We start from the raw sequence: 16,427 nt of genomic DNA, 5'->3' as shown, positions 1-16,427 counted from the left end.
ACTTATTTGCCAAACTGTGCGAGCATGGTGCCTGCTGCTACTGCAGTACCAATAACGCCTGCTACGTTCGGGCCCATTGCCTGCATCAGCAGGTAGTTGGACGGGTTGTCTTTCAGGCCTACGACCTGAGATACACGAGCTGCCATCGGGACTGCAGATACGCCTGCGGAGCCGATCAGCGGGTTGACCTTGTTGCCGGATGCGATTCTCATGATCTGGCCAAAGAGGACGCCGCCTGCGGTGCCTGCTGCGAATGCGATCAGGCCCAGGCAGATGATCTCGATGGTCTGGATACGGAGGAATTTGTCGCCGGTCATGGTAAGACCTGTGCCGGTTGCCAGGAAGATGGTGACGATGTTGCAGAGTGCGTTCTGTGCGGTGTCGGACAGACGGCCGGTGACGCCGGATACTTCAAACAGGTTGCCAAGGCACAGGCAGCCCATCAGTGCTGCTACCGGTGGCAGAAGCAGGGATACGACGATGGATACAACGATCGGGAACATGACCTTTTCGAAGTGGGTAACAGGACGAAGGGTGGTCATTCTGATCTTACGCTGTTCTTTGGTGGTGCAGAGTTTCATGATCGGTGGCTGGATCAGCGGTACCAGGGACATGTAGGAGTATGCTGCTACTGCGATAGCGCCCAGAAGTTCCGGAGCCAGTTTGGAGGAGAGGTAAATAGCGGTCGGGCCGTCAGCGCCACCGATGATGCCGATAGCTGCTGCCTGCGGTGCAGTGAAGCCGAGGACCATAGCGCCTGCGAGGGCTACGAATACGCCGATCTGAGCTGCTGCGCCCAGGAGCATGGTCTTCGGGTTCGCGATAAGCGGACCAAAGTCGGTCATAGCGCCTACGCCCATGAAGATCAGCGGCGGGAAGATTTCGTATTTGATACCGAAGCCGATGGCCATCATGACGCCCATTTCGTCTTCGAATCCGGTGTTCGGGAAGTTTGCCATGATGTCGCCGAATGCGATTGGCAGAAGAAGCAGTGGTTCATACTGTTTTGCGATGGCGAGGTACAGAAGTACGAGGCCTACGCCGATCATAATGACGTTTTCGATGGAGAGGTGGGCAAAGCCGGAATCGGTCCATACGGAAACGAGAGCTCTCATAAAGCCGTCCATGTTGTTTCCTCCTAGATGGATAGTTTAGTGGGTAGTTGGTATTTGTTTGGTGTCATTGCGATTTCATACCTCTGTCTATCATGAGAAATTAGGAATGAGGAATTAGGAATGGTGGTGCGGCGCGTAAAAGTCATGAAGCGCCGCGGAGTAGAAAGAAGGGCGATGCCCCCGTTTTCTAATCCCTAATCCCTGACTACTAATCCCTATTTGCAGAATGAAGAGAGAAGTATGCATCATTTCAAAAACGATATTTTCTTATTTCTTCTTGCCTTTGGTCGGATCCACGATGTGAATCAGCTGGATGACGCAAGCCAAGAAAATCAGCACGCCGAACACGATAACCATGTTCGTGAGGCAGATCGAAAGCGGGCCCGGAGTTTCCATAGATAAACCACCTTTCTGTAATATATTTTTCTTGCAGAAGGAGTAAGAATGTCAGCCGTCATTCTGCAAAAGCGAGAGCGCCTTTGCAGAATGAGCCGACTCATTTCTTACATGCCGAATGGCCAAACGATCGGGATGACTACGAGGCAGATCACGAGGGACAGAAGGCACATCGGAACGCCGACCTTTGCATAGTCGTTGAAGGAGAATCCGCCAGGTCCGAGAACGAGGGTGTTTGGCGGAGTAGCCATTGGGGTAGCAAATGCGCAGGAAGCAGCGATGCCGAGAGCCATCAGTACCGGTTTCGGGTCAGCACCGATGGACTGCGCAATGGAGATACCGATCGGTGCAAGCAGTGCAGCGGATGCGGTATTGGACATGAACTGGGTAAGAACGTTGGAGATCAGGAAGAGAACTGCGGTCAGAACGTATGGGTTCGGGTTCGTGCCCATCATGCTGACAACGCTATCAGCGATCAGCTTGCCGGCGCCGGTCTTTTCCATAGCGGTAGCGACAGAAAGCATACCAGCGAAGAGGAAAATGGTGACCCAGTCGATACCAGCATATGCTTCTTTTTCCTTCAGGCAGCCGGTGACTACGCACAGGATTGCGCCGGTGACTGCTGCGGTGTGCAGCGGAACGGTCTTGAGGTCCAGAGCCATGCAGAGGACGACGCCGATCAGGATGAGACCGGAAATCCACATCTTGGTCTTGCTCTTCGGAGCGTCATCGCCGGAAGCGCCTGCTTCTTCTTTTGCTGCTTTGATGGCTTCTTCATCCATAGCACCTGCAGATTTTGCAGCGATCATGTGACGGCCGATGAAGAGAGTATAGATGGTGATAACGAGGGAGAGCGGGATACCGATCCAAGCAAATTCGAAGAAGCCGAAGGTCGGGAGGCCTGCCGTTGTCAGCGCGCCGGTAACGATAACGTTTGGCGGGGTACCGATCATGGTGATGGTGCCGCCGACGTTAGCTGCGATAGCCAGAGGCATCAGCTGTTTGGAAGCCGGGAGCTTTGCTACGGAGCAGATACCGATGATGACCGGCATCAGGCAAGCAACTGTACCTGTATTGGAGGATACAGCGGACAGCACGATGGTAACGACCATGATAGCAGCCATCAGCGGGATCTCGTTGGTGCCTGCTTTTTTAACGACGGCTACACCGATGGCTTCTGCCAGACCGGTCTTGAACATAGCCGCACCGATAACGAACATACCGCCGAAAAGAACGACGGTGGAATTGGAAAGACCTGCATAAACGGCCTTGGACGGAAGTACGCCCAGAATGCCCAGTGCAGTACATGCTGCCATCGCGGTGACAGCCAGCGGGATCAGTTCGGTGATGAACAGGAATGCTGCCACACCCAGTACGCACAGCGTAATAATAGCGGGATCCATAATTTACCTTCCTATGTGTTTCTGTAATGCCAATCAATTCGTAATGGGAAAAGAAATCAGCGGATTTCTTTTTCAGAAAGCATCGCCTGATGGAGCGATACTTTTCTCGTCTTTCAATTATGGGTCATGCTATCTAAAGATGAATGCTATAATAATACCCTCTTTGAAAAACTCTGCTCTTCCTACCTCTATCCTCCTTTCGTCCGAGCCGGACAATAATTCCGTGCGAGAATAAATTATATTCTCATTGGAACGCCGAGTATTATGATACTAAAATCTGTATCATTTCACAAATATCCATAGCTAACATGTTATTTTTTAGGCAGGTATACTATGTATTCCGTCGGTCATGTTCTTTCATCAGCCGCCCATTTTTTCAAATCAGACGATACTATTTCCCTGCTTCTTCCATTGGCAATGACGGTTCTCGCTGATACTTTTATTTTCTATTATTTTCTCTGTTTTTTGATGCAATTTATTCCTTTCTAGCAGTAAAGGAAATAACATTTGGCCTTTTAGGTTTTCCCTTATTTTTTTGTTAGAAATATAGATTTAAAAAATAGATAGTATTTTTCATAAATGGAGTCCGTTTCCTATATAGAATTATTTTATAACTCTCGTAAATAGGAATGGTATGCAGTTTCATATGTTAGCACTTTTTTCGGGGATATTCCCCCCTCATTTCAAGTAGAAGGAGAGCCCTTTCCCTCCTCTTTCGCTAAGCCTTTTATAGGAAGCACCGCCTACCGTCTTTCCGCGATACGGCGTTTCCCGTTTCTCGCTGCCAAACACTCGCCCTCTTGCCGCCAACGAAAAAGATCCCTCGGCTTCGCTCGGGATGACGATACGGGAAACGTGCTTTCCTCTTTTCTTTTACCTTGCATTGGTTATTCATCCCGCAGACCGTCATTTCGAGCGCAGCGAGAAATCTTTTTCGTCCCCTTTTTCCCACGACTCCTTCGCTAAGCCGTTTACGGGAAGCACCGTCCCACCTTTCCTGCGATACGGTGTTTCCCATTCCCTGCTGTCAGACACTCGCCGTCTTACCGCCAACGAAAAAGATCCCTCGGCTTCGCTCGGGATGACGATACGGGAAACGTGCTTTCCTCTTTTCTTTTACCTTGCATTGGTTATTCATCCCGCAGACCGTCATTTCGAGCGCAGCGAGAAATCTTTTTCGTCCCCTTTTTCCCACGACTCCTTCGCTAAGCCGTTTACGGGAAGCACCGTCCCCGCCTTTCCTGCGATACGGTGTTTCCCGTTTTTCGCTATCGGACACTCGCCCTCTTGCCGCCAACGAAAAAGATCCCTCGGCTTCGCTCGGGATGACGATACGGGAAACGTGCTTTCTCAACACAATCTTTTCCCGATCTACGGAAATGCCCATTTCCCGCCTTTTTACTAGTTTATCTTTTATATCACGCTTATAATGAAATCAATCAACAGGAGGATACATATATGAACTACGTCTACATCTTAACTAACGCAGCACATACCGTCTTATATATCGGCGTTACAAGTAATCTTCCCAGACGCCTTTATGAGCATAAGCATGAGCTGATAGATGGTTTTACCAAAACGTACCACGTCCATGAATTGATGTATGCTGAGCCTTATTCGGATATACGTACTGCCATTGCGAGAGAAAAGCAGCTCAAAAAGTGGGGCAGACAAAAGAAAAATAACCTCATCACAGAGAATAATCCCGATTGGATTGACTTGTCCGCAGACTGGCTTTCATAACTTTGGTGCATCGGACATCTCTGGAAAAACATATCCATTCCCTACACTGTCATTTCGAGCGCAGCGAGAAATCTTTTTCGTCCCCTTTTTCCCTCCTCCTTCGCTAAGCCGTTTACGGGAAGCACCGCCCCCACCTTTTCACGATACGGCGTTTCCCGTTTTTCGCTATCGGACACTCGCCCTCTTACCGCCAACGAAAAAGATCCCTCGGCTCCGCTCGGGATGACGATACGGGAAGAACGCGTTTCCCACACATTCTTTGTATGATGCACGGGGTATTCATTCTCCACACGATCATTTCGAGCGTAGCGAGAAATGGTAATACAGGAAGAACATTTTCCCAACGCACACTTTATACGATACAGCGGATATCCATTCCCCCACACTGTCATTTCGAGCGCAGCGAGAAATCTTTTTCGTCCCCTTTTTCCACGACTCCTTCGCTAAGCCGTTTACGGGAAGCACCGCCTACCGCCTTTCCTGCGATACGGTGTTTCCCATTTCTCGCTGCCAAACACGCTCCCTCTTACCGCCAACGAAAAAGATCCCTCGGCTCCGCTCGGGATGACGATACGGGAAAAATGCTTTCTAAGCACAGCCTTTGCAAGATATGTTGGATAAGAGCATCCCCCCTACCACGTAAAAAAGCCCCGGCAGAAGCCGGAGCTTTTTTGTGTCAGAAAGACTTATTTGCCAAACTGTGCGAGCATGGTGCCTGCTGCTACTGCAGTACCAATAACGCCTGCTACGTTCGGGCCCATTGCCTGCATCAGCAGGTAGTTGGACGGGTTGTCTTTCAGGCCTACGACCTGAGATACACGAGCTGCCATCGGGACTGCAGATACGCCTGCGGAGCCGATCAGCGGGTTGACCTTGTTGCCGGATGCGATTCTCATGATCTGGCCAAAGAGGACGCCGCCTGCGGTGCCTGCTGCGAATGCGATCAGGCCCAGGCAGATGATCTCGATGGTCTGGATACGGAGGAATTTGTCGCCGGTCATGGTAAGACCTGTGCCGGTTGCCAGGAAGATGGTGACGATGTTGCAGAGTGCGTTCTGTGCGGTGTCGGACAGACGGCCGGTGACGCCGGATACTTCAAACAGGTTGCCAAGGCACAGGCAGCCCATCAGTGCTGCTACCGGTGGCAGAAGCAGGGATACGACGATGGATACTACGATCGGGAACATGACCTTTTCGAAGTGGGTAACAGGACGAAGGGTGGTCATTCTGATCTTACGCTGTTCTTTGGTGGTGCAGAGTTTCATGATCGGTGGCTGGATCAGCGGTACCAGGGACATGTAGGAGTATGCTGCTACTGCGATAGCGCCCAGAAGTTCCGGAGCCAGTTTGGAGGACAGGTAAATAGCGGTCGGGCCGTCAGCACCACCGATGATGCCGATAGCTGCTGCCTGCGGTGCAGTGAAGCCGAGGACCATAGCGCCTGCGAGGGCTACGAATACGCCGATCTGAGCTGCTGCGCCCAGGAGCATGGTCTTCGGGTTTGCGATGAGCGGACCAAAGTCGGTCATTGCGCCTACGCCCATGAAAATCAGCGGCGGGAAAATTTCGTATTTGATACCGAAGCCGATGGCCATCATGACGCCCATTTCGTCTTCGAATCCGGTGTTCGGGAAGTTTGCCATGATGTCGCCGAATGCGATTGGCAGAAGAAGCAGTGGTTCATACTGTTTTGCGATGGCGAGGTACAGAAGTACGAGACCTACGCCGATCATAATGACGTTTTCGATGGAGAGGTGGGCAAAGCCGGAATCGGTCCATACGGAAACGAGAGCTCTCATAAAGCCGTCCATGTTGTTTCCTCCTAGATGGATAGTTGAGTGGGGTAATGGTTCTGAGTCAGCTGGGATGCAAGACTTGTGTCAAGGGTTCAAGGTTCTAGGTTCTGGGTTCGGGATGCGCAGTCACTTGAACCTTGACCCCTGAACCAATGAGGAATTGCCATTCCCTGATTGACTCTAAAGTAATCTAATTCTTATTTCTTCTTGCCTTTGGTCGGATCCACGATGTGAATCAGCTGGATGACGCAAGCCAGGAAAATCAGCACGCCGAACACGATAACCATGTTCGTGAGGCAGATCGAAAGCGGGCCCGGAGTTTCCATAGAGTAAAATCCACCTTTCTTTGAGTAAGAAGGATGATCCTTCAGAGTTTTCTGCGTGAGACCGTCACGCGCGGTGTTTCAAAACTTCAGAAACGCAAATAGATTTCCCGCCACCCCCACTTTGCGCGGGAGCGGCGAAAAATTCCATTTTTGTAAGTGATCTCTCAGCTTACATGCCGAATGGCCATACGATCGGGATGACTACGAGGCAGACGATGAGAGAAATGACGCACATCGGTACACCGACTTTAGCATAGTCGTTGAAGGAGAAGTTGCCAGGTCCAAGAACGAGAGTGTTTGGCGGAGTAGCCATCGGGGTAGCGAATGCGCAGGATGCGGCAATACCAAGTGCCATCAGTACCGGTTTCGGGTCAGCGCCGATGGACTGTGCGATAGAAATACCAATGGGGGCAAGCAGTGCTGCGGATGCAGTGTTCGACATGAACTGGGTGAGGACGTTGGAGATGAGGAACAGTACGCCGGTCAGGACGTATGGGTTCGGGTTCGAGCCCATCATGCTTACGACGGTGTCAGCGATCATTTTGCCTGCGCCGGTCTTTTCCATAGCAGATGCCACGGAAAGCATACCAGCGAAGAGGAAAATGGTGACCCAGTCGATGCCAGCGTAAGCTTCTTTTTCCTTCAGGCAGCCGGTGATAACGCAGAGGATAGCGCCGGTGACTGCTGCGGTGTGCAGCGGAACAGTCTTCAGGTTGAGAGCCATGCAGAGAACAACGCCGATCAGGATAAGACCGGAGATCCACATTTTTGTTTTGCTCTTCGGAGCATCTCCGCCGCCGCCAGCTTCTTCTTTAGCAGCCTTCAGAGCTTCTTCGTCCATGGCGCCGGCAGATTTTGCAGCGATCATGTGACGGCCGATGAAGAGGGTGTAGACAGTGATGACAAGGGAGAGCGGGATACCGATAGCCGCGAATTCGAAGAATCCGAAGGTCGGAAGACCAGCCGTGGTCAGAGCGCCGGTAACGATAACGTTTGGCGGGGTACCGATCATGGTGATGGTACCGCCGACGTTAGCGGCGATAGCCAGTGGCATCAGTTCCTTGGAAGCAGGGATCTTTGCTGCCTGGCAGATACCGATGATGACCGGCATCAGGCATGCGACTGTACCTGTGTTGGAGGATACAGAGGACAGCACGATGGTAACGATCATGATAGCTGCCATCAGCGGAATCTCATTGGTGCCTGCTTTTTTAACTACGGCAATGCCGATGGCTTCAGCAAGGCCGGTTTTAAACATAGCAGCGCCGATGACGAACATGCCGCCGAAGAGAACGACGGTGGAGTTGGAAAGACCTGCATATACTGCTTTAGACGGGAGTACGCCGAGAATCCCAAGCATGGTACATGCTGCCATAGCGGTAACAGCCAGCGGAATCAGTTCAGTGATGAAGAGAAATGCTGCTACAGCCAGGACGCACAGCGTGATAATAGCTGGATCCATAATTTTCACCTTCCTATGTTTTGCTTTGTAAAAAACTCTGGTGGTGCGGTTAGAATTCTTCACAGGATATTCGGAGATGAATATGAATTCACTATGCAATTGTAAAAGGAAAATGATTAGTGCTGTTTTCAGCGAATTCGTTCATTTCCGAAACGAGTTTCCCAAACCAACCGCTATCCTCCTTTGCAACAGCCCCTGGGTCGGGCTCACATTTGAGAGATCATTCTCTCAAGCACCTGTCATTATTGTAGCCCGCAGACTCTCATTTTTCAAAAGTACATAGTATATAGCGATGTTTTTAGGTATATATGCTATGATTCTTCACCATTTCTCCTCTTTTCTCTTTCCCTCTCCCTTTTTATGGATAGATATCTATCGTGTATTTTTGGAACATAGGGGTCAAATGGTTCCCGATACTATCTGATTTTTGCGCTTCTTTTGCATTATTTATTTATATGAAATAAATAAAAGCCCGCCCTCTTTTTTTCGGTATATCCGCACTTATTCTTTCATCGCCCACTATACAGTTCGGTGAAATCGTGTTTTTTCCTCTTTTTTTATTGTGTGGTATAAATAAATTTGATAGAGAAAAGAAGGAGGAAATCAGGGATGAGCCGCTAGGGGGGTGGAAGTCTCGCGTGACTGGTGACTGGTGACTAGTGACTGGCGACTACATACCACCTTCGGGCATCGCCCCATATATACTCACGGCGAAACCGCTACCTTCATTCCTCATTCCAATTTCTCGATCGAACAGAGCTTTCATCCCCAATCAAAGGACGCCCCGCCCCAGGAACTAACCTCGCATCCGTTTTTCCAACAAAAAAGCACCCCCGCTCTCGGGGGTGCTCGTTATCCGTTATTTCTTTTCCATGCGGCGTTTTGCGGCTTCGATGGTATCTGTACGTGTGCCGTTTTTCATTTCCACCTTTTCTCCGTGGAAATCTTCGCCAGTCAGCTCGTCGTCACGGCCGCCCATTTCCGTGCCTTTCTGACGGAGCTGCTTGATGCCTTCTTCGAAGTCCATCTCCGGATGGTCTTTGAAGTAGCCCTGTTCACGCAGTTTCTTTTCGATCGACTTGTAGGTGAGTGCCACGACCTCTTCCTGCGGGATGCGGATCTGGCCCGGCATGCGCTTTTCAAATTCCTTCCAAAAGTCTTCGGAGGCTTTCATGAGGACACGACCGACCTTCTGGGTGCTGCCGATATCATAGAGAAGCGACCAGATGGGACGGTTATCCATCTTCGCATACTGATGATAGGTGTAGCGATAGGTCACCGGCTTCATGAGCTGGTTTTTGAAATGATGCACGCCGAAGATGTCATCATAGGCGATGGAGAGCTCCTGCTTCCTCCAAAGTCCCGTTTTCAGCATGTAGAGCCGGTCCTTTTCGAGCCGATAGACGGTCTTCGTGCGGACGGTATCCAAAAGCCACCAGAGGATCGCAAGCTGCATACCGATATCGATCACGGGCAGGCGGCCTTTCATGATGCCCCAGTAGCCTGTCCAGCAGACATAGGCAGCCCAGAGAATGAAGCCGATGGCTGCCGCGATGGAATATGGTTTGTAGAAATAGGAATGATCGACGAAATCTTTGGTCGATGCTGCGTCTGTCTTTGCCATGAAATAGGAAGCCTCCAGCAAAAGCAATGAATGAAAATGGTGAATCCATTATACCATGAATGAGAGGGAGTAGCTAGGGATTGGGCGTAAAGGGTATTTAAGTCAACACCCGAATAAAGTTAGGAGTTAGGAATGAGGAGTTAGGAGTGAAGGTGCGGCGCAAAAAATTTGGAAGCGCCGCGAAGTTTTATAATAAAAAAAGGGGGATTGGGGCGCTCTATGAATTGTGCGCCCCTTCCTCCACTCCTCACTCCTAATTCCTCACTTATCATTTACCCGTTATACGTCCACGAGAGCGGCGGAATGCCAAGATGCCACAGACCCATGCCCACGGCGTAGACAAAGATGCCGATGACGAAGAAGCGCAGGCCGACCTTCAGCACCTCTTTGGCGATGGAGAAGAAGCCGTGCATCGTGGGATCCATGAAGGTGTACGGATACAGATGACTCGTCCCGTGTGTCACGATGGTGAGCCACGCCCGCAGATAGACGAAGGGCACGTAGAGCGCAGGATAGATCATCCAGGTGAACATGGTGTACCAGTGCATGTCCCTCTTGTCGACAAAGAAAATATAGTCGACAGTCATGAGGATCGGGATGAAGTAGTGGAAAATGTAATTGTAAAATGAGAAGTGCTCGTAGCTGATATCATTCAGTCGGTGCGTCCGGATCGCGCCCGGACGGACGATCAGATGATACATGAGCGAGAGGGTCGCAAGGCTTGCTGCCACGCCGAAGCGGCAGTCCGCCGAGTACAGGAAGGGGATGTCCACCTGAAAGAGCGTCGCGCCCAGCCAGAAGACGAAGAGGGTGAAGGTGGAAAAGGTGTAGTACTGGATCCTCGACCAGAATACAAAGGGCGTCAGCACCTTGTGCTTCATGAGAAGGATCAGTCCCACGATCAGGAGGACGAAGATCGCCCAGCGATACATCAGTGCAATCGGCATACGCACCTCGCATGGAAAAAGCGCCATAGGCGCTTAGGAAATCATTGTTATTATTCTAGTCATTCGTTTTGCGAAAACGAGGGGGGTAAGGTTCAGGGTTCAGGTTGGTAGGTTCAGGGTTGTGGTGGCAGCTTCGCTGCGAATATTTATGAGGCGATGCCCGAAAGAAGTATTTAAGAAAACGGAGATATCAGACATCAGAGATCTGACATCTGGCGTCTAATGTCTCAAGTGGGCATCGCCACTATTTATACTTCGTGGCGCTTCTGATTTTTATGCGCCGCACCACCATTTCGCATTTCTCATTTCTAATTTCTCATTCAAACGAGACTTTCAAACGTAATCATGGGGCAGCACGCCCCATGGGCTAACCCTGAACCCTGAACCCTGAACCCTGAACCCTCAAGAGTATACCGCCGCCATGACGCCAACGGTATCCCGATTATTTCTTCTTTCTCCCCTTGCGGCTCTGGCGATGACGGGCTTCGGCACGCATGCGGCGGATCTCCTCCTTTTCACGCAGCGCATTCTCTGCCGCTTCTCTCTCCTTCTGCTTCTGGTGGTAGTTGTAGATATTCATCGCAAGGCACACCAGGATCATGAGCAGGATCGCCCCGCTCTGGACGTTCAGCCCCTGATTGAAAATATTCCATACGCCGAATACGAGGGCGATAGCAAATAAAATCCCACGAAGTCTCATTCTTACATCTCCTTACAAAAGCCTTGAGAAGCAGGGCCGATGTCCGGCTCTGCTTTCGCACATACAATATCAGTATATATATTAAAGGATTTATGCCACAGACGCAATAGCGGAAGCATGAAAAAAGGAAATCGGACAAGTACCGATTTCCTTTGTACAGACAGTAAGGGAAGGATGGCAGATGAGAGACCCTGCGAAAGGCGCACTGTCTGCCATCCTTTTTTAGAGCAGTCCCCGAACCAAGATCCCGAAGATGAGGATCGGCAGCACGTACTTGAAGTACGGCTTCACCCAGCGGGGCATCTTCACGCCGGTTCCCATATTGACCTCCGCCATGTACTTGTCGAAGCCCCAGCCATAGCGGGTGGTGCAGAAGAGGACGAAGAGGAGAGAGCCGCCGGGAAGGACAAGGCTCGAGACGAAGAAGTCTTCCGTATCGAGGATACCGCGTGCGCCCAAGAGGTGGACGTCCTGCCAGACATTGAAGCCTAGGACGCAGGGGATGGAGCCGAAGAAAACGAGCGGGAGCAGGATGAGGACACTTTTTTTGCGGCTCCAGCCGAAGTTGTCCATGCAGTTGCCGATGAGACTTTCAAAGACCGCCGTGACGGTCGAGAAGCTCGCAAAGGTCATGAACAGGAAGAAGAGCCCGCCCCAGAGCTGTCCCATCGGCATATTGATGAAAATATTCGGCAGCGCCACGAAAATAAGGGACGGTCCTTCCGCCGGAGCGACGCCGAAGGCAAAGCAGGCAGGGAAAATGATGAGGCCTGCCATGATGGCGACAAAGGTGTCGAGGATCGTGATGCGTACCGCTTCACCAGTGAGTGAATTGTCCTTGCTCATATAGCTGGCAAAGATCTCCATAGAGCCCTGTCCGACAGAGAGTGTAAAGAAGGCCTGAAACATCGCTGCGGAAGCCACATTGCCAAGACCGGCGGCTGCCGCGCGGTCCCAGTCCGGGAGCAGGTAGAAACGAAGTCCTTCTTCTGCGCCGGGAAGGAGCAGGCTGTTTCCTGCCAGAATGACGATGAGGAAGAGGAGCCCGAGCATCATCACCTTCGTCACCTTTTCAAGGCTCTTGGCGACGCCGCCCGCGCAGACCGCAAAGCCGATGAGGACATTGAGCCCCATGAAGCCTAAGAGCTCTGTGGGATTTGCCAGCATACTGCCGAAGACATCCGCGACCTCTTTCGTCGAAAGCCCCTGAAAGGAGCCGTCCAGAAAACGAACGAAATAGTCCACCATCCAGCCGGAGATCGTGGTGTAGTAGATCATGAGCACGAAGCTCCCCGCCAGTGCGATCCAGCCGTGAAGGTGCCACCATGTCCCCGGCGGCTCGAGCTTCATGAAGCCTTCCTTCACGCTCTTGCGGCTCGCACGGCCGACAGCCAGCTCCATGGTGACGACGGGGATCCCGAGGATCACCAAAAAGAGCAGATAAAATAAGACAAAGACGGCCCCGCCGTACTCGCCCGTCACATACGGGAAACGCCAGACATTCCCGATGCCGATGGCGCAGCCGGCGCTGACCAGAATAAATCCCAAGCGGGACTTGAAACTATCTCTTGCTTCCATTCTTCTTTCCTCCATTTTTTGATAAGTGACTAGGGATTGGTGACTAGTGACTAGGGATTAGGGATTAGGGATTCTCCCGCATCGTCATCCCGAGCGTAGCCGAGGGATCTTTCTTGCACACCGATAAACAGTAAGTGCGGGATGGCAGAAAAGCGCAGCGTCAAAGCATCGTTTATAGAATGGCGCATACGTACTGATTCCCGTACTGCAATAAAGATTTCTCGACTTCGCTCGAAATGACGATACAGGGTAAAAGAGCTGCGAAGCTGCTGCCGCCATTCCTAATTCCTAATTTTATACCAGTCCTCGAATCAAAATGACGAGTATCAGCACAGGCAGTACATACTGAAAATATGGCTTGAGCCAGAGCGGCATCTTGAGACCGCGGCCTGTATTGACTTCCGCGATGTACTTATCAAAGCCCCAGCCCCACTTGGTCGTACAGAAGAGCAGGTAGATGAGAGAGCCTGCCGGGAGCAGGATATTGCTCACAAGGAAGTCTTCACTGTCCAGGACATCGCGGTCTCCGAGGAAATGCACGCCGGAGAGCACATTGTAGCCGAGAACGCAGGGGATGGAGAAAACGAAAATGATCGCCAGATTCAGCAGGACCGCTTTCTTGCGGCTCCATCCGAAATTATCCATGCTGCTTGCGATGAGATTCTCAAAGACTGCCGTGACCGTCGAGAAGCTTGCAAAGGTCATGAATACGAAGAAGAGCGATCCCCAAAGCTGGCCCATGGACATGTGGCCGAAGATCTTCGGAAGGGTGATAAAAATGAGCGACGGCCCCTGATCCGGCTGCACATCGTAGGCGAAGCACGCCGGGAAAATGATGAGCCCTGCCATGATAGCGACGAAGGTATCGAGCATCGCGATGCGCACGGCTTCTCCCCCCAGCGTAAAATCATCCGACATGTAGCTTCCGAAGATCTCGATCGCGGCAATGCCGAGGGACAGCGTGAAGAAGGCCTGATTCATCGCGGCGGATGCCACATTGCCGATACCGGCTTCTACCGCACGTTCCCAGTCCGGAAGCAGGTAGAAGGAGAGTCCCGGCCCGCCGCCTTCGAGGAATGCACTATGCACGGCAAGCACGACGATGAGCGCAAGAAGGCAGAGCATCATGATCTTCGTGATGCGCTCTACACCACTCTGGAGCCCCAGTCCGCAGACGAGGAATCCGCCGACGACCGTCATCGCCATGAAAAAGCCCATCTCCCAGGGACTTGCCAGCATCGCGCCGAAGACCTCGCCGACCCCGTCCGCTTTCGCAGAGGCGAAGGTGCCATTGACGAATTTCCAGAAATAGGCAAGCATCCAGCCGGATACCGTCGTGTAGTACATCATGAGCAGATAGCATCCAAGGACGCAGAACCATCCATGGATATGCCACTTCGAGCCCGGTTTCTCCAGCGCGGCGTAGCCCTTGACTGCACTTTTTCTGCTCGCGCGGCCCACAGCCAGCTCCATCGTCATGACGGGGATGCCCATCAGCACCAGAAAGAGCAGGTAAAAGAGGACGAATACCGCGCCGCCGTATTCGCCTGTCACATAGGGGAATTTCCATACATTCCCGATCCCGATCGCGCACCCTGCACTGACCAGCAGGAAGCCCAGACGGGATTTGAAGCTATCACGTTCATTCATTGAAATATCCTCCCAAATGCATAATCTCATTTATTTTACACGGAATGCAGGGAAGGTTCAAGGGAAGAACGGAAAAAGCGGGACGTGCGACGGCCTTAGGCGGCAGACCTTTCGTCCGCCTCCCTGCCATCTGCTCTCTGCCGGTCACTCCAACCAAAAAGGGACTGTGAAGAAATGAGGATTCATTTCTTCACAGCTCCTTCTTACTTTGCTTTCATTTGGTTCAGGGTTCAGGGTTCAAGGTTCAAGGTTCAAGGTTTAGGGTTTAGGGTTCAGGGTTCAGGGTTCAGGTGGCGGCTTCGCCGCAATTATATATGGGGCGATGCCCGATCAAGAATCATTCTCGCCCCTTCCTCTGGAAGGGGCAGACGAGCGAAGCGAGGCGGGGTTGGCATCCCCGTGTGTGAAAATACCGATTCACGCAGCCAACCTCCGCCCCTTCGGGGCACCTCCTTCCAAAGGAAGGAGGGAGAAAAGCGGAGTGCGTTGACTGGTAACTAGGGCTCAGGGTTCTCGTGGCGGCTTCGCCGCCTTTTTTTAGAAGATGGCATTCTCGTATCGCAGCCTTCCCCTCTAGGGGAAGGTGCCCGAAAGGGGCGGATAGGGTGACTATGGCATGAAAGACAGCTGGGATAAGATTTCCCGGTCACTCTTATAAGAGCTGCAAGTCCCCGCGGCAGATGGAACGCGAAAATGAGATGATCGTTATTTCACAACTCCTTTTTTATTCTCCGATGATCGGCTTTTTTTCTGCGATACCTACTTTTCTGGGATAGGTCTTAGGACAGGGCGCAGTCTTTCTGATATAGAGGATCACGCGCTGGTCGCCGGCGGGGAGGGTGAGCTCCTTCTTTTCCTCGAGCGTGCCATGGAGCTCACGCAGGATACGGCCTGCCTGCTTGAGCTCCTCTTCCGCGCCGGGGCCTTTCATGGCGCAGAAGACGCCGCCGACCTTGACGAAGGGCATTGCCCACTCTGAGATCACGGGCATCGCCTTCACGGCTCTGGCGGTGACGACGTCGAAGGACTCACGGGTCTTTCTGCGGCGGCCGCCTTCTTCTGCACGGATATGGACGCACTTCACATTCCGGATGCCCAGCTCGCGGCAGGCATCCTCGATGAAGGTGAGCTTCTTCTGGATGGAGTCCACGAGCACCACGTACATGTCGGGACGCAGGATCGCGAGCGGCACGCCGGGAAATCCGGCGCCTGTCCCAAGGTCAAGTACGCGGCCATTCTGCGGAAAATAGGCCGGGTCATAGACGGTCATGGAGTCATAAATGTTCTTGATGAGACTCTCTTCCCCGTCTTTGATGCCGGTGAGATTCACTTTCTTGTTCATGGCCATCAGCATGGCATTGTACTCTGTCATTTTTCTCGCCGCGTCCTCATTCGCTGCGAGACCCAGAGCTTCCATCATTTCTGCAACTGTCATTTTGATTTCCCTTTCAAAATTACTTGAGAATGGTGATATATGGGTTCAGGGTTCAAGGTTCAGGGTTCAGGGTTCAAGGTTATGGTGGCGGCTTCGCCGAGATCCTTCGGCTCAGTCCCCAACTTTCTGAACACGACTTCTCTAACAAACGGCATTTTACTCCGCTCAGGATGACGAAAAGGGACGATGCTCGCTTGCAGTATGCAAACCGCGAATCCCGCCTTCCTCGGCCACCCCCCTGCCCTTCGGGCA

Annotated in this window: 13 protein-coding genes; 1 reads left to right on the top strand and 12 read right to left on the bottom strand. The window is 51.9% G+C overall.

Annotation, left to right across the window (positions count from 1 at the left end):
* Positions 1–2: 2 nt before the first annotated feature.
* The 3 genes from ACGG9R_RS00850 to ACGG9R_RS00840 form a co-directional block, all read right to left on the bottom strand.
* Positions 3–1,127 carry a sodium ion-translocating decarboxylase subunit beta gene (locus ACGG9R_RS00850; protein WP_390150353.1) on the bottom strand — a complete coding sequence of 375 codons (1,125 nt, stop codon included), beginning with the start codon at positions 1,125–1,127 and terminating at the stop codon, positions 3–5.
* 255 nt (positions 1,128–1,382) lie between these two features.
* Positions 1,383–1,511, bottom strand: a complete 129-nt coding sequence (locus tag ACGG9R_RS00845; RefSeq protein WP_055237207.1) for an OadG family protein — start codon at positions 1,509–1,511, stop codon at positions 1,383–1,385.
* 107 nt (positions 1,512–1,618) lie between these two features.
* Positions 1,619–2,914 carry an SLC13 family permease gene (locus ACGG9R_RS00840; RefSeq protein WP_390150356.1) on the bottom strand — a complete coding sequence of 432 codons (1,296 nt, stop codon included), beginning with the start codon at positions 2,912–2,914 and terminating at the stop codon, positions 1,619–1,621.
* A 1,458-nt stretch (positions 2,915–4,372) separates the two neighbouring features.
* On the opposite strand from ACGG9R_RS00840, the gene ACGG9R_RS00835 reads away from it, so the two are divergent.
* Positions 4,373–4,657, top strand: a complete 285-nt coding sequence (locus ACGG9R_RS00835) for a GIY-YIG nuclease family protein (RefSeq protein WP_022106573.1) — start codon at positions 4,373–4,375, stop codon at positions 4,655–4,657.
* Between the two features lie 686 nt (positions 4,658–5,343).
* On the opposite strand, the gene ACGG9R_RS00830 is transcribed toward ACGG9R_RS00835, so the two are convergent.
* The 9 genes from ACGG9R_RS00830 to rsmG form a co-directional block, all read right to left on the bottom strand.
* Positions 5,344–6,468: a sodium ion-translocating decarboxylase subunit beta gene (locus ACGG9R_RS00830; RefSeq protein WP_390150353.1), complete on the bottom strand. Its 1,125-nt coding sequence runs from the start codon at positions 6,466–6,468 to the stop codon at positions 5,344–5,346.
* Positions 6,469–6,650: 182 nt separating this feature from the next.
* A complete protein-coding gene (locus ACGG9R_RS00825; RefSeq protein WP_055237207.1) occupies positions 6,651–6,779 on the bottom strand; it encodes an OadG family protein in 129 nt (42 codons plus the stop codon).
* Between the two features lie 169 nt (positions 6,780–6,948).
* Positions 6,949–8,241: an SLC13 family permease gene (locus ACGG9R_RS00820; protein ID WP_390150350.1), complete on the bottom strand. Its 1,293-nt coding sequence runs from the start codon at positions 8,239–8,241 to the stop codon at positions 6,949–6,951.
* 859 nt (positions 8,242–9,100) lie between these two features.
* Positions 9,101–9,865: a hypothetical protein gene (locus ACGG9R_RS00815; RefSeq protein ID WP_022106133.1), complete on the bottom strand. Its 765-nt coding sequence runs from the start codon at positions 9,863–9,865 to the stop codon at positions 9,101–9,103.
* 272 nt (positions 9,866–10,137) lie between these two features.
* Positions 10,138–10,839: a Pr6Pr family membrane protein gene (locus ACGG9R_RS00810; protein WP_390150347.1), complete on the bottom strand. Its 702-nt coding sequence runs from the start codon at positions 10,837–10,839 to the stop codon at positions 10,138–10,140.
* A gap of 415 nt (positions 10,840–11,254) precedes the next feature.
* Positions 11,255–11,512, bottom strand: coding sequence for a hypothetical protein (locus tag ACGG9R_RS00805; RefSeq protein ID WP_022106135.1), 258 nt, complete (start codon positions 11,510–11,512; stop codon positions 11,255–11,257).
* A gap of 222 nt (positions 11,513–11,734) precedes the next feature.
* Positions 11,735–13,090 carry a sodium-dependent transporter gene (locus ACGG9R_RS00800; RefSeq protein WP_022106136.1) on the bottom strand — a complete coding sequence of 452 codons (1,356 nt, stop codon included), beginning with the start codon at positions 13,088–13,090 and terminating at the stop codon, positions 11,735–11,737.
* A gap of 294 nt (positions 13,091–13,384) precedes the next feature.
* Complete coding sequence (locus tag ACGG9R_RS00795; RefSeq protein WP_390150343.1) at positions 13,385–14,740, bottom strand: sodium-dependent transporter; 1,356 nt, start codon at positions 14,738–14,740, stop codon at positions 13,385–13,387.
* Between the two features lie 724 nt (positions 14,741–15,464).
* Entirely contained in the window at positions 15,465–16,175 is a 711-nt protein-coding gene (gene rsmG / locus ACGG9R_RS00790) for a 16S rRNA (guanine(527)-N(7))-methyltransferase RsmG (protein ID WP_390150340.1), read from the bottom strand.
* Between the last annotated feature and the right edge of the window lie 252 nt (positions 16,176–16,427).

It is taken from the genome of Dialister sp. i34-0019-2H8, from assembly GCF_042846925.1.
Taxonomy (GTDB): Bacteria; Bacillota; Negativicutes; order Veillonellales; family Dialisteraceae; genus Dialister.
Note: the sequence above shows the minus strand (reverse complement) of the source record. Positions and strands in the feature narration are given on the sequence as shown.